Below are 12,791 nucleotides of genomic sequence, written 5' to 3'. Positions count from 1 at the left end.
TACACGAGAGCCCCACATAGCCAATGCTGTGTGGGGCTTTTTATTGCAGATACGCATGTAAGAGAAGTAAGTCGTTAAGCTTATAATTAAGAGAAGCCCGTTCTGCTAACGCAGAGCGGGCTTTTTCGTTTAGGCCTATTTGGAAATGAGAAGGTCTGGTAGAGAGTGTTTTGCTGTTCATTTACTTGCGCTTGTTTTGCGAGCGAAACGCGTCTGCGGAAATTAAAACCTATAATATGTATCAATAAAGTTTTCGCGCTTATAAGATGGAAGGATTAATTTACAAGAAAAAGTATATTTTTTTTCTTGCATAATATATTCACTATTTGGTAGTGTTATTTATAGACAGGGGGTGATGGATTGCCCAAGCCATCCAGGATGGAGGCCCTGTCTCCTTTTCATGATGATTCAGGGCTGCATGGATGCAGCAGAAAACCGCCCTTCATTTTGTTACTCTTCAGTTTTATTTTTCGATTTTAGATATTATGGCTTAGGCTAATGTCTTAGCTTCCTCAAGTAGCCATTTTCTTAAATATCGAATTATATCTTCATTTTTACGACTTTCTTTATAGGCTAAATAAAAATTATCACCTGTCTTGAAACCACTGCAAGGCAGTTTAACCAGTGCCTGTTCATCGTTTTTTTCGTTCATCATATAGTCATTAACAAGTGCGATGCCAAGGGAGTGCTTCGCAGCTTCATAGGCTAACATTAGATGACTGAATCGATGAAATTGTATGGTGTTTGGTAGTGGCTGTTTAAGGTTTGAAAACCAGCGTTTCCAATCTTCTGTATGGCGATCGTAGATGCTATAAGAGGTGATAAGAGAGAACTGGGCTAAAGGGCTGGGTGTTGTGTTCAGTTTATCGTTGAGTTCTTGATCTGAGGTGACGTTTAATCTGTTTTTAATTGCCTCAAGATAGTGTTTGCTGCAAACAGGAAATAGTTCTTCTTGATAAAGAGGTTCAAAGAAAAATCCTCTTTTTTCTTTTTCAGTGGTAATAAAAAGATCAGCTGTGCGGTCAGATAAGTCAGGAGAGCCATGACTCATTTCAATACTTAACTCTAAGTTTGGGTATAAGCGTTTTAGTTCGGGTAATCGTGGAATTAGCCAATAAACAGCAAACGAGCTATAGACAGCTAATCTTATATGGGTTTCTTGTTCACCTTTAATTTGATTCGTAGCTTGAGCTATTTGCAGAAGAGAGTTACTTACAACATCTAGATAACGTTTTCCTTCAGTTGTTAGTTCTAAGTTACGCCCTTGGCGGTTGAAAAGAGTCTCTCCAAGGTGATTCTCCAATATTCTTATTTGGTGGGATATTGCACTCTGACTGACGTTCAGCTCAGCAGCTGCCAATGAGAAGCTATTTAGTCTAGCGACGGCTTCAAATACCGGAAGTGATTTGAGAGGTGGCAGCATATTTTATTATCCAAATAACTAATACTTAATCTAAATATATCATTTTATCTAATAAATATAAGCCTTTAAAATTTAGCGGTTAATGTAATTTAAGGGGAGAGATGTTATGTCTGGGCGCACCGTGGCTAGCGCTATTTTTGTTCTAATTTTGGGTAGCTTTTTTGCCACTTTATGCGATGTATTTATTAAGTTAGCAGGGCCTGATGTCGCTATCTTTCAATTTACCTTTTTTCGCGCTGTTTTTATGTTTTTGATGTTATTGCCAATCGTATTTATTCGGCAAATATATCGTCCTAAGTCGCCTATTCTAGTCGGATTGAGACTGCATTTTGTGCGTGGAAATATGTGGGTATTAGCCGCTGTTCTGCTTGTTGTCTCCTTGTCTGAACTTTCTTTGGCAACAGCTAATTCAGTCTTTTACACTGCGCCGATTTTCATCATGTTATTTGGTGCTATTTTCTTTAAAGAGCGCTTAACGTTTGAGGTGATTGGTGCTGCTTTATTAGGCTTTATTGGGATTTTGATTATTCTAAGGCCGACTGAAATAAGCTTGGGAATGATCAGCGCTATTCTTTTTGCGATGGTATTGGCTGCAAACAGTTTGTTAATTAAAAAGCTGCCACAGAATCAAGATATGTTTTGTGGGTTGTGTATTACTCAATTTTCAGCTTTGCCATTAGCAGCAATATTGGCTCTTATGGAGGGTGAGGCCCTGCAATTTGATTTATTGATTTACGCCGCTTTGACGTCTGTCTGTTCTATTTTATACAGTGTGTCTTGTTTGATTGGGTATCGTTATGTGGCGTCCAGTAAAGTGACAAGTGCGGAATACTCAGGCCTTATTTTTGCTTTTCTAATGGGATGGTTAGCCTTTGGTAATAAGCCGGATCTTGGGTTATTGATTGGTTCGCTCTTTGTGGTTTTACCTTTACTGTATTTGAGCCATCAAGATATTAAGAGGTTACGTAAGGAGCAACTGTTATCTAATGTGCGATCCAATCTAGGCGCTGGTTGACTCATCAATACATAAGTTTTTTACCATTTGCTCTATCATATCGGATAATTCGGATTGCTCTAGATATATTCCGTCTATAAAGAGCCTAGCGAGCCCATGTAGGCTCGCCCATGTTGTTTGGCCAATCCTTAATGGTGTATTGCTGTTGGTGAGCACTTTTTGGGCTTGTAACTCTTCTACCCATTCAATCCATGTTTTAAATGTTCGTTTAGATGCTAATTTTAACGCTTCATTTGGCTTGCCTGCTTTCCAGATTGTTCTGCCATACATCAAGTCATAAGTTTCATTGTGTAGCCGAGCGTATTCTAAATAGAGGTATACGTACTTAGTAAAGCGTTCTCTTGCTGAGTGTTTTTGTTTCATTAGGGTGCTTAGGATTTGTTTTTGCTCGTAGAAACCTTGTTCGGCTAAAGCGCAAAGTAGCGTGTTTTTATCTTTGAAATGATGGTAAGGCGCTGTTCTTGAAACGCCAACTACGTCGGCAAGTTTACGCATACTAAGGCTTTCTACCCCTTGCTCTTTGATAATCAAGGTCGCAGCTTCTAGTAGCGACTTGGTTAAGTCGCCATGATGATATTGCTTTTTTGATGTCGTCATTTTTTTATTAAAACCTCTCATCTTGACACTGTCAAAATTTAAAACTATCTTGACAGTGTCAAGATTAAGGGTAATAAATAAAGAGAGCTGTCATTATGAGTCATTCAACCTATCCCCACTTATTCGAGCCATTAGACCTAGGTTTTACAAAGCTAAAAAATCGGGTCTTAATGGGTTCTATGCATTTAGGCTTAGAGGAAATGAAAGGTGGAATTGAGCGTATGGCGGCTTTCTATACTGAGCGAGCACGAGGTGGCGTCGCGCTTATTGTGACAGGCGGTATTGCTCCTAATGCTGAAGGCGCTGTTTATGCTGGTGCGGCGGCAATGACATCCGAACAAGATGCTGAAAAACATCGTGAGATAACGGAGGCTGTTCACAAAGAAGGTGGAAAAATCTGTATGCAGATTTTGCATACAGGGCGTTACGCATACAATCCAAAATCGGTTGCGCCATCAGCAATTCAAGCACCGATAAACCCGTTTGAGCCCGAAGCGCTAACTGAAGAAGGGATTGAAAAGCAAATATCAGATTTTATAAAAACAGCTATTTTGGCTCAAAAAGCTGGATATGATGGCGTTGAGGTAATGGGGTCTGAAGGCTATCTTCTGAATCAATTTATTACCTCAAAAACGAATCACCGTGAAGACGATTGGGGTGGTGAATACGCTAATCGAATTCGATTGCCCATTGAGATCATTAAGCGAATTCGAGCCGCCGTTGGTGAGCAATTTATTATTATTTATCGACTATCTATGTTGGATTTAGTTGAAGGCGGTAGCAGTCTTGATGAAGTGGTTGAGCTTGGATTAGAAATTGAAAAAGCAGGCGTAAATATCATAAGTACAGGCATCGGCTGGCATGAAGCAAGAATACCAACTATTGCAACCAAAGTACCCAGAGCAGCATTTACGTGGGTTACCGCTGCGTTGCGAAAATCATTAACGGTTCCATTAGTAACGTCAAACCGAATTAATACGCCAGATGTGGCTGAGCAAATTCTGGCTTGTGGCGATGCTGATATTGTTTCCATGGCCAGACCTTTTCTTGCTGATCCTGAGTTTGTTTTAAAAGCCGAACAAAATCGCGCCGATGAAATTAATACATGTATTGCTTGTAATCAGGCTTGTTTAGATCATGTCTTTGCAAACAAACTGACGTCTTGTCTTGTAAACCCTAGAGCTTGTCATGAGACAGAGATAATCATCAGCCCTGCTGACAAATTAAAGCGTATTGCTGTTATTGGGGCTGGTCCAGCAGGATTGGCGTTTGCTACAACTGCCGCTAAGCGAGGTCATTCGGTAACCTTGTATGATGCGTCGAGTGATATTGGTGGGCAGTTTAATATCGCCAAGCAAATTCCCGGAAAAGGTGAATTTTTTGAAACCTTACGTTATTTTCAAAAGCAAATTGAGATTACAGGAGTGAGTCTGCAGTTAAACACTCGCGTAGATGGCAAGCTTCTCAATGAGGCACAATATGATGAAGTGGTTTTAGCCGCAGGAATTTTACCAAGGACGCCAGAAATAGAAGGTATTGAGCATAAAAAAGTGCTGAGCTATTTGGATGTTATGAACGGTGTTCATGTTGGTCAACGTGTTGCAGTCATTGGCGCTGGCGGGATTGGCTTTGATGTGTCGGAATACCTAATACATAAGAAGGTGTATAAGCAGCAAGATATTAAAAGCTTTATGAAGCAATGGGGCGTTGATACGACTCTAGCGGCCAGAGGCGGTGTTGAAGGCATGAAGCCCATCTTTGAAAAAGCGGAAAGAGAGGTATTTTTGCTGCAGCGTAAAAAAAACAAAGTTGGATCTCAGTTAGGTAAAACAACAGGCTGGATACATAGGGCTGAGTTACTCGCGAAAGGTGTGGTATTTCATTCTAAATGTGAATACCAACGTATTGATGATGAGGGGCTTCATCTTTCTATTGATGGTGTAGATCAATGTTTGGAAGTAGATGCCGTGGTGGTTTGTGCAGGGCAAGAGCCGAATCGACTACTGGAAAGTGAAATTGCTCAAACAGTACATCTGATTGGTGGTGCGGATATGGCGTCTGAACTGGATGCGAAGCTTGCAATTAAACAAGGAACGCTTTTAGCTGTCGATATGTAGGTTGCTTTTATGAAGGAAGTTCTGGGTGGTATTCTCAGATAAAGCTGTCATGTTTTCACCCTATCTGAGAATGCATTTTAGGCTATCGTGCTTTTTATTCCGTGTCGTTTGGTTCGCCTGTTTTTAATAGCTTTAATAAGTCTTCTCTTTCAATACTGCGTTTCTGCGCAATATCTAATTGGTACTGATATTTGTTATCCCAGTCTGAAGCACCTTGAACAATATTGGACAAGTCACCCATCGCTGATTTCATCAAGACTAAATAAGCTTGTATGTTTTGTTCCTGATTAATGAGAATGTTCTTCAGAGCTGTTGAGCTGCTGTGTCTCAGATATAGCTTTAATACGTCATTCTGAGCTTTCAATTCAGCTAATTGGCTATTTTGCTGGGCAATAGATGACTTTAGATTGAGTAATAAAGCATCTTGTTCTGTATCTTTTGGTGACGTGACTGGTTCAGCTTCTTTCGGTTGAGTTAAAAAGAAGGTGACACCGGCGGATGCCCCCACACTAAGAATGAAACATAGGATAAATCCAACCCAGATTAATTTAGAGCTTTTTTTCGGAGTGTCTTCGTTATTAGTCATGAGATATTCACATTTATTAGTTGCTTTATATATTAGTGTGCTTGTTTATGGGAAAAGGGCAAGAGATAGAAGTGCTTTTATTTGAAGGATCTGTCTTAAACCGGATGTGCCGCTTCTTTATTCACCATAATGACACATTCTGTAGTTTAGTTTTTCTACTGTAACACGTAAAATACGCCACGATTATTAACTGATGTAATAACCTACTAAATTGGTCGGGTAAATACTTGATAAAAACGGTAGGTTTTGTGTACTATTTACGCCCTCAAAGAATCGTCTTAATTGGATAGCTTATGCGCCTGACAACAAAAGGTCGTTATGCGGTAACCGCCATGCTGGATTTGGCATTGCATTCGGATCAAGGGCCGGTGTCTTTATCTGATATTTCTAATCGGCAGGGGATTTCACTTTCTTATCTTGAGCAGTTGTTTTCTAAGCTTCGTAAAAAGCTATTAGTGACAAGTGTCAGAGGTCCGGGTGGAGGATATCGCCTTAGTCGTTCAAATGAAGATATCTTTGTTGCTCAAATAGTTGATGCGGTAAATGAATCAGTTGATGCAACAGGATGCAAAGGACGCAGTGATTGTCAGAGTGGCAATACGTGCCTAACACATCATTTGTGGTGTGATTTAAGTGACCAGATACATGATTTTTTGAGCCAAATTAGTTTGGCTCAGTTGGTCCATAGAAATGATGTTAAGCAAGTTGCCGACCGACAGAACATAGAAAGCCGACAAGGTGGCGTCGATAGCCACATGATTAGCGCGGCAATTATTGATTAAGTGAAGAATAATTTTAGTAGAACTTAGCCCACTGATATTTGGTGTGTTTGTTCCTATAATGAGTGAGTTTTTATATGACTGAGCAGATAGATAAGGCGCTGGCAAGGGAGTACGAAGCTGGTTTTGTGTCTGATGTAGAATCAGAAACGTTTGAACCTGGTTTGGATGAGAGAGTCATCCGACGTATTTCTGAAATGAAAGGCGAACCTGAATGGATGCTTGAATGGCGTTTAAGCGCATTTCGTGAATGGCTTAAAATGGAAGAGCCTGATTGGGCTTTGGTTGATTACCCAAAAATAGATTTTCAGGCAATCTCCTATTATTCCGCGCCAAAAAGTATGAAAGACAAACCTAAGTCTTTGGACGAGGTTGACCCTGAATTACTGCGTACTTATGAGAAGCTTGGTATTCCTCTTATAGAACAACAAATGCTAGCAGGTGTGGCAGTTGATGCTGTATTTGACTCTGTGTCAGTTGTAACGACTTTTAGAGAGAAACTGGAAGAGGCTGGCGTTATTTTCTGCCCAATCTCTGAAGCTATTCAAAAATATCCAGAACTTATCAAAAAATACATTGGTAGTGTGGTTCCTAAAAAAGACAACTACTACGCGGCATTAAACTGCGCAGTATTCACTGATGGTTCTTTTGTTTACATTCCTAAAGGCACTCGCTGTCCGATGGAATTGTCTACTTACTTCCGAATCAATGAACAAAATACAGGTCAATTCGAGCGAACTTTGATTGTTGCTGATGAAGGTAGTCACGTTAGTTATCTAGAAGGTTGTACGGCGCCCCAACGCGATGAAAACCAGTTGCACGCGGCAGTTGTTGAATTGGTTGCAATGGATAACGCAGAGATTAAATACTCTACGGTCCAGAACTGGTACCCAGGTGATGAAGACGGCAAAGGTGGTATTTATAACTTTGTCACTAAGCGCGGTATTTGTCACACCAGTGCCAAAATTTCTTGGACACAAGTTGAAACAGGTTCTGCTGTTACTTGGAAATATCCTAGCTGTATTTTGAAAGGCGATAACAGTGTAGGCGAGTTTTATTCTGTTGCCCTAACTCGTGGGCGTCAACAAGCCGATACTGGTACAAAAATGATCCACCTTGGTAAAAACACCAAGTCGACTATTATTGCCAAAGGTATTTCAGCTGGTAAGAGTAACGGCAGCTACCGTGGCCTTGTTCGAATGAACCCAGGAGCGGAAGGCGCACGTAACTTTACTCAGTGTGATTCGTTGCTGATTGGTGATCAGTGTGGTGCGCACACATTCCCTTATGTGGAAAGTCGTAACCCGACAGCCATTGTTGAGCATGAGGCCACCACTTCAAAGGTGAGTGATGAACAAATGTTTTTGTGCCGTCAAAGAGGTCTAGACCCTGAAAAAGCTGTCTCTGTTATTGTTAATGGCTTTTGTAAGGAAGTATTTAAAGAATTGCCAATGGAATTTGCCGTAGAAGCTGGCAAGTTACTAGAAATTAGCCTTGAAGGCTCTGTAGGTTAAGGAATTGTTGAAGATGTCGAATAGCAAAAGTTTACTGACGATAAAAGGCTTACACGCCAGTGTAGAAGAAAAGCAGATTATTAAAGGTTTAAATTTAGACATTAAACCAGGCGAAGTGCATGCCATCATGGGGCCAAACGGTGCCGGTAAAAGTACTTTGGGCTATGTATTATCTGGTCGTGATGGTTACAGCGTAGAAAGTGGTGGCGTTGAATTAAATGGTGAAGATTTGCTTGAGATGGAAACAGAAGAGCGCGCTCGTGCTGGGTTGTTCCTTGCTTTTCAATATCCAGTAGAGATTCCAGGTGTTAGTAACTTAGAGTTTTTGAAAGCATCAGTGGATGCGCAACGCGAAGCGCGTGGTGAAGAAGCCATTACATCTGCTGACTTTTTAAAAGAAGCAAAAGCAGCTTGTAAACAAGTTAATTTACCCATTTCATTCCTTAAGCGTGGTGTGAATGAAGGCTTCTCTGGTGGTGAGAAAAAACGTAACGAGCTTATGCAGATGCTACTGCTAAAACCGAAGCTTTGTATTCTTGATGAAACCGATTCTGGTCTAGATATTGATGCTCTACAAGTGGTTGCGGAAGGAGTAAATAGTCAGCGCTCAGCTGATCGTAGCTTCATTGTTGTTACCCATTACCAGCGCTTACTTGACTACATTAAGCCAGATTTTGTTCATGTTTTGTCTGATGGAAAAATTGTGAAAAGTGGCGATGCGTCTCTTGCTCACGAATTAGAAGCCCAAGGTTATGCTTGGTTACAGAAAGAGCCAGTAGAAGACGAGCTTGAGGGGTAATGCATGAGTGAATGGTTAGAAAGCGCCATTACTCGAGCGCAAGATATTAATGATTGGCTCGCGCCTAAACGAGCGAATGCGGTTGAATTACTATCAAACACCAACTGGCCAACCCGTAAAACGGAAGCTTGGCGTTATACGCCACTGCGTCCTGTTGAGCGTTCAATAGCGCAAGCTGTAGCTGCTTCTACTGAGCTGTCTCCTGTTGAAGTGGCTGGCTTGTCAGCAATTGAACTGGTCTTTTTGAATGGCAAGTTTGACGCTTCTCAGTTAGCAGAAACATTACCAGAAGGTTTGTCTATCTCTCTTGGTCAAAATCTTGATGATGCGCAAAAGTCTCAAGCGCTAGATGCATTTTCAAGAATTAAACCTGAGCGTCATATGTTTGGTTTAGTCAATGATGCACTTGCTCAAGATGTTGTTGTTGTTTCGGTTGCAGAAGGTGCTGAAATTACTCAGCCTATTCGCATTAGTTCTTTATTAAGCCAAGGTGCTGAGTCTCATACTCGTGTTCAAATTAGTTTGGCTGAAGGTTCTCGTTTAACGGTTATTGAAGATGTACAAGCTGCTGGTGAAACGCTAAGCACAGCTTTTGTTGAATACGACATTGCTAAAAAAGCGCACCTTGAACATTATCGCTTTGCTTTGCAAACGGGCTCAAATATTGCCATTGGCGGTAGCCACTTTAATTTACTGGATCATGCAACAATGCACAGTACGATCGTTGCTTTTGGGAGTGATTTGTCTCGCCTTGATACAGATATTATTCATGCTGGCGAATTTGCAGATGCTAAGTTGAATGCCATGTACTTGTTGGATGGTAAAGAGCTTTTTGACCTTCATGCAACGGTTGAACATGCTATGCCAAATGGCACAACAGAAGAGAATGTGCGCTGTATCGCTGCAGATTCTTCTCGTGCTGTTTTCAACGGCCGTATTCACATTCATCGTGATGCTCAAAAGACATTAGCAGAATTAAATAACCGTAATTTGTTAATGTCGAACACAGCAGAAATCAACACCAAACCTGAACTTGAGATCTACGCCGATGATGTGCGTTGTGCTCATGGTGCAACGGTAGCTCAAATTGATAAGCAAGCTTTGTACTACTTGCAAACTCGTGGTGTAAGCCGTTCAAAAGCACAGGTGATGCTCAATTTTGGTTTCATCAATGAGTTGATTGATTTAATGCCAAATGCGGCGTTAGCGGAGTGGATTCGTCCTATTATTCGTGAGCGTTTTGCGCAGATGGAAGTGAAATAAGCGAGAGTCGAATGAGTTTTGATGTAGCAGCTATCCGTGATCAATTTCCTATTCTTAAACGTGAAATTGATGGTAAACCTTTGGTTTATCTAGATAATGCGGCCACGACACAGAAGCCGCAATGCGTCATTGATGCTTTGGTTGATTATTATACGACGTGCAATTCTAACGTTCACCGTGGTGCACATCGTCTTGCGGATGAGGCCACTCGTCGATTTGAAGCGGCTCGTGACATTGTTAAAGACTTTATTAATGCGTCAAAACGCGAAGAAGTGATTTGGACTAGCGGTACAACAGAAAGCATTAATATTGTTGCTAACGGCCTTGGCTTATTGTTGTCACCTGGTGATGAAGTGATTGCAACAGGAATGGACCATCATGCGAACTTGGTGACATGGCAGCAAGCGTGTAAAGCGTCTGGTGCAACCTTAAAAACAGTTCCTATAACAGATGAAGGTGAGCTCGACCAAGACGCTTATGATGCGATGTTGAGTGATAAAACCAAATTTGTGGCTTTTCCTCATGTATCCAATGCATTAGGTACGATTAACCCAATTAAAGAAATGACCGCCAAAGCAAAGCAGTTTGGTGCTTGGGTGTTGGTTGATGGTGCACAAGGTGCGGCGCATGGTTGGGCTGATGTGCAAGACATTGCTTGTGACTTTTATGTCTTCTCGGCGCATAAACTTTATGGGCCGATGGGAATTGGTGTTCTTTGGGGGCGAGAGTCCGTTCTTGAAAATTGGCCTGTATGGCGTACCGGTGGCGAGATGATTTCCACGGTAACCTTGGAAGAGGCAACTTGGAACGTATTGCCATATCGCTTTGAAGCGGGAACGCCCAATGTGGGCGATGCTATTGCGACGGGTGAGGCGATTCGTTGGTTTAGTGCATTAGATCAAAAGGCCGTAGCGGCTCATGAGAAAGCTCTACTAGACCGTGCGACTGAATTGGCAGAAGCATTTGAAGGTTTGACCATTGTTGGTACTGCAAAGGAAAAAATTGGCGTTTTGAGTTTTGTTATGGATCAAGGTCATCCAGCGGACATTGGTTTTTTATTGGATCGCCAAGGTATTGCCATCCGTACCGGAGATCATTGTGCGCAGCCTTTGATGGCGCGTTTTAATGTGCCTGGCACTGCGCGTGCGTCTTTCTCAATTTACAATACATTAGAAGAAGTCGATGCTTTGTTTGTTGCGCTGAAAAAAGTGCGCACAATGTTGGCTTAGGAGGTTTCAATGACAGCAACAACGTTTGATCCTGTCTCTAGCGTTTCTTTAACCGCTTCTGCGCAGAAATATTTTGCTTCTAAACTGGTTAAGCAACCAGGTAAATTGATTCGTTTAAGTACTAAAGAAAGCGGTTGTACTGGTTTTTCTTATGTTCTAGAAATAGTGAGTGAACCTCTTGGTGAAGATACGGTTTTGTCTTTTGATGGTGTTACACTGGCTGTCGATTCAAAATCAGTTGATATGCTAAATGGAACAGAGATTGACTTGGTGCGCGAAGGCGTTAACGAAGTGGTTAAATTTAACAACCCTAACGTTGTGGCTGAATGCGGCTGTGGCGAAAGCTTTAGTGTGAGTTAATGTTTCATGCAGAAAATGGTCGTAACGCAGCGTGCTTGTCCTGCGCGTCGAGTGCCAAGCGGTGAGCCGGTTAGTATTCCAGAAGGTCAATTTATTACTATTAACCAAAGCCTTGGTGGTAATTACACAGTCACATGGCAAGGTAATATGCTGCGTATTGACGGAACCGATGCGGAAGCAATTGGCCAGCAGCCAGAGGTTTTAGAGTTTGCAGACTTGGGCACCAGTGATATCAATGAAGATCAAGTTTGGCAGGCAATAGATACGGTTTTTGATCCGGAAATTCCGATTAGTTTAGTATCTCTTGGTTTGGTTTATAAAGTTGAATTGGATCAAGAAAGCAAAACTGTTTTGATTGATATGACATTAACTGCGCCAGGTTGCGGTATGGGGCCTGTGTTAGTTGGTGACGTAAAATACCGAGTTGCGAAAGTGCCGAATGTTCAAGATGTCAACGTTGAGTTGGTATTTGACCCGCCTTGGTCGCGAGAAATGATGAGCGAAGAAGCGCAATTAGAAGCAGGGCTTTTCTTCTAATGCTTCTTGGCTAAGTCTTATGTAGATAAGTGAAGTCGAATATAATACGAAGCGGCCTTAGTAATAGACTAAGTGCCGTTTTTCTATTTTTGTGGCGTTAATCCAAAAGAGGGGAATTATGTCCTTACCTAGTACAGAAGATATCGTAGATGACCTATTGTTTTTTGATGATTGGGAAGATAAGTACAAGTACATAATTGATCTAGGTAAATCTTTGCCTGCCTTTGATGAAGACTGGCGTACACCTGAGCGTTTAGTAAAAGGTTGTCAGAGTAGTGTTTGGATTCAGCCTGGTACCGAGCAAGATGCTGCTAAAGGAGAAGTTTTGGTTTTCTCTGTGGACAGTGATGCCATTATTGTTCGTGGATTATTGGGTCTTGTATTGGCGGCTTTGAACCATAAAATGCCAGCAGAAATCATAGAATTTGATATCTCAAGTTATTTTGCAGAATTGGATCTTGAACGTCATTTGAGCCCAACCCGAGGCAACGGGTTGCGTTCTATTGTTAGTCGAATTAAAAGTATTGCACAGGCGGCGGTTTAATTAGTCTGTGCTTTATATTTTGTTAGCT

Annotated in this window: 13 protein-coding genes; 10 read left to right on the top strand and 3 right to left on the bottom strand. The window is 41.5% G+C overall.

The features are described from left to right. Positions 1-490 precede the first annotated feature (490 nt). Positions 491-1,423 (bottom strand): LysR substrate-binding domain-containing protein, encoded by a 933-nt coding sequence (locus ABFY09_RS01610; RefSeq protein ID WP_347982546.1) that lies wholly within the window; start codon positions 1,421-1,423, stop codon positions 491-493. Between the two features lie 106 nt (positions 1,424-1,529). Here ABFY09_RS01610 and ABFY09_RS01605 point away from each other — a divergent pair, with 106 nt between their 5' ends. Then, positions 1,530-2,438, top strand: coding sequence for a DMT family transporter (locus ABFY09_RS01605; RefSeq protein ID WP_347982545.1), 909 nt, complete (start codon positions 1,530-1,532; stop codon positions 2,436-2,438). Here ABFY09_RS01605 and ABFY09_RS01600 read toward each other — a convergent pair. After that, positions 2,424-3,035, bottom strand: a complete 612-nt coding sequence (locus ABFY09_RS01600; RefSeq protein WP_347982544.1) for a TetR/AcrR family transcriptional regulator — start codon at positions 3,033-3,035, stop codon at positions 2,424-2,426. The genes ABFY09_RS01605 and ABFY09_RS01600 overlap by 15 nt on opposite strands. A 95-nt stretch (positions 3,036-3,130) precedes the next feature. On the opposite strand from ABFY09_RS01600, the gene ABFY09_RS01595 reads away from it, so the two are divergent. Then, a complete protein-coding gene (locus ABFY09_RS01595; RefSeq protein ID WP_347982543.1) occupies positions 3,131-5,152 on the top strand; it encodes an NADPH-dependent 2,4-dienoyl-CoA reductase in 2,022 nt (673 codons plus the stop codon). A 94-nt stretch (positions 5,153-5,246) separates the two neighbouring features. On the opposite strand, the gene ABFY09_RS01590 is transcribed toward ABFY09_RS01595, so the two are convergent. After that, positions 5,247-5,738, bottom strand: coding sequence for a hypothetical protein (locus tag ABFY09_RS01590; protein WP_347982542.1), 492 nt, complete (start codon positions 5,736-5,738; stop codon positions 5,247-5,249). A 293-nt stretch (positions 5,739-6,031) separates the two neighbouring features. On the opposite strand from ABFY09_RS01590, the gene iscR reads away from it, so the two are divergent. The 8 genes from iscR (at position 6,032) to ABFY09_RS01550 (ending at position 12,763) form a co-directional block, all read left to right on the top strand. Continuing rightward, complete coding sequence (gene iscR / locus ABFY09_RS01585) at positions 6,032-6,520, top strand: Fe-S cluster assembly transcriptional regulator IscR (RefSeq protein ID WP_347982541.1); 489 nt, start codon at positions 6,032-6,034, stop codon at positions 6,518-6,520. A gap of 74 nt (positions 6,521-6,594) precedes the next feature. Continuing rightward, positions 6,595-8,031: a Fe-S cluster assembly protein SufB gene (sufB, locus tag ABFY09_RS01580; RefSeq protein WP_347982540.1), complete on the top strand. Its 1,437-nt coding sequence runs from the start codon at positions 6,595-6,597 to the stop codon at positions 8,029-8,031. Between the two features lie 13 nt (positions 8,032-8,044). Continuing rightward, the gene (gene sufC / locus ABFY09_RS01575; protein ID WP_347982539.1) at positions 8,045-8,830 is read left to right on the top strand and encodes a Fe-S cluster assembly ATPase SufC; all 786 of its coding nucleotides are present in this window, start codon (positions 8,045-8,047) and stop codon (positions 8,828-8,830) included. Positions 8,831-8,833: 3 nt separating this feature from the next. Beyond that, on the top strand, positions 8,834-10,093 hold the full coding sequence (gene sufD, locus ABFY09_RS01570) for a Fe-S cluster assembly protein SufD (RefSeq protein WP_347982538.1): 1,260 nt from the start codon (positions 8,834-8,836) through the stop codon (positions 10,091-10,093). Between the two features lie 11 nt (positions 10,094-10,104). Beyond that, the gene (locus tag ABFY09_RS01565) at positions 10,105-11,322 is read left to right on the top strand and encodes a SufS family cysteine desulfurase (RefSeq protein WP_347982537.1); all 1,218 of its coding nucleotides are present in this window, start codon (positions 10,105-10,107) and stop codon (positions 11,320-11,322) included. A gap of 9 nt (positions 11,323-11,331) precedes the next feature. After that, positions 11,332-11,682, top strand: coding sequence for an iron-sulfur cluster assembly accessory protein (locus ABFY09_RS01560; protein ID WP_347982536.1), 351 nt, complete (start codon positions 11,332-11,334; stop codon positions 11,680-11,682). Between the two features lie 6 nt (positions 11,683-11,688). Next, positions 11,689-12,219 (top strand): putative Fe-S cluster assembly protein SufT, encoded by a 531-nt coding sequence (sufT, locus tag ABFY09_RS01555; RefSeq protein WP_347982535.1) that lies wholly within the window; start codon positions 11,689-11,691, stop codon positions 12,217-12,219. Positions 12,220-12,337: 118 nt separating this feature from the next. Further along, complete coding sequence (locus ABFY09_RS01550) at positions 12,338-12,763, top strand: SufE family protein (RefSeq protein ID WP_347982534.1); 426 nt, start codon at positions 12,338-12,340, stop codon at positions 12,761-12,763. Positions 12,764-12,791 lie beyond the last annotated feature (28 nt).

This window comes from Marinomonas sp. 5E14-1, assembly GCF_039939215.1.
GTDB lineage: Bacteria > Pseudomonadota > Gammaproteobacteria > Pseudomonadales > Marinomonadaceae > Marinomonas.
This window is presented reverse-complemented; position numbering and strand designations above follow the sequence as displayed.

Excerpts from the sequence above, each read along its gene's own strand:
- ABFY09_RS01610 (WP_347982546.1), bottom strand. The coding sequence starts at position 1,423 with ATGCTGCCACCTCTCAAATCACTTCCGGTATTTGAAGCCGTCGCTAGA.
- ABFY09_RS01605 (WP_347982545.1), top strand. The coding sequence starts at position 1,530 with ATGTCTGGGCGCACCGTGGCTAGCGCTATTTTTGTTCTAATTTTGGGT.
- ABFY09_RS01600 (WP_347982544.1), bottom strand. The coding sequence starts at position 3,035 with ATGACGACATCAAAAAAGCAATATCATCATGGCGACTTAACCAAGTCG.
- ABFY09_RS01595 (WP_347982543.1), top strand. The coding sequence starts at position 3,131 with ATGAGTCATTCAACCTATCCCCACTTATTCGAGCCATTAGACCTAGGT.
- ABFY09_RS01590 (WP_347982542.1), bottom strand. The coding sequence starts at position 5,738 with ATGACTAATAACGAAGACACTCCGAAAAAAAGCTCTAAATTAATCTGG.
- iscR (WP_347982541.1), top strand. The coding sequence starts at position 6,032 with ATGCGCCTGACAACAAAAGGTCGTTATGCGGTAACCGCCATGCTGGAT.
- sufB (WP_347982540.1), top strand. The coding sequence starts at position 6,595 with ATGACTGAGCAGATAGATAAGGCGCTGGCAAGGGAGTACGAAGCTGGT.
- sufC (WP_347982539.1), top strand. The coding sequence starts at position 8,045 with ATGTCGAATAGCAAAAGTTTACTGACGATAAAAGGCTTACACGCCAGT.
- sufD (WP_347982538.1), top strand. The coding sequence starts at position 8,834 with ATGAGTGAATGGTTAGAAAGCGCCATTACTCGAGCGCAAGATATTAAT.
- ABFY09_RS01565 (WP_347982537.1), top strand. The coding sequence starts at position 10,105 with ATGAGTTTTGATGTAGCAGCTATCCGTGATCAATTTCCTATTCTTAAA.
- ABFY09_RS01560 (WP_347982536.1), top strand. The coding sequence starts at position 11,332 with ATGACAGCAACAACGTTTGATCCTGTCTCTAGCGTTTCTTTAACCGCT.
- sufT (WP_347982535.1), top strand. The coding sequence starts at position 11,689 with ATGCAGAAAATGGTCGTAACGCAGCGTGCTTGTCCTGCGCGTCGAGTG.
- ABFY09_RS01550 (WP_347982534.1), top strand. The coding sequence starts at position 12,338 with ATGTCCTTACCTAGTACAGAAGATATCGTAGATGACCTATTGTTTTTT.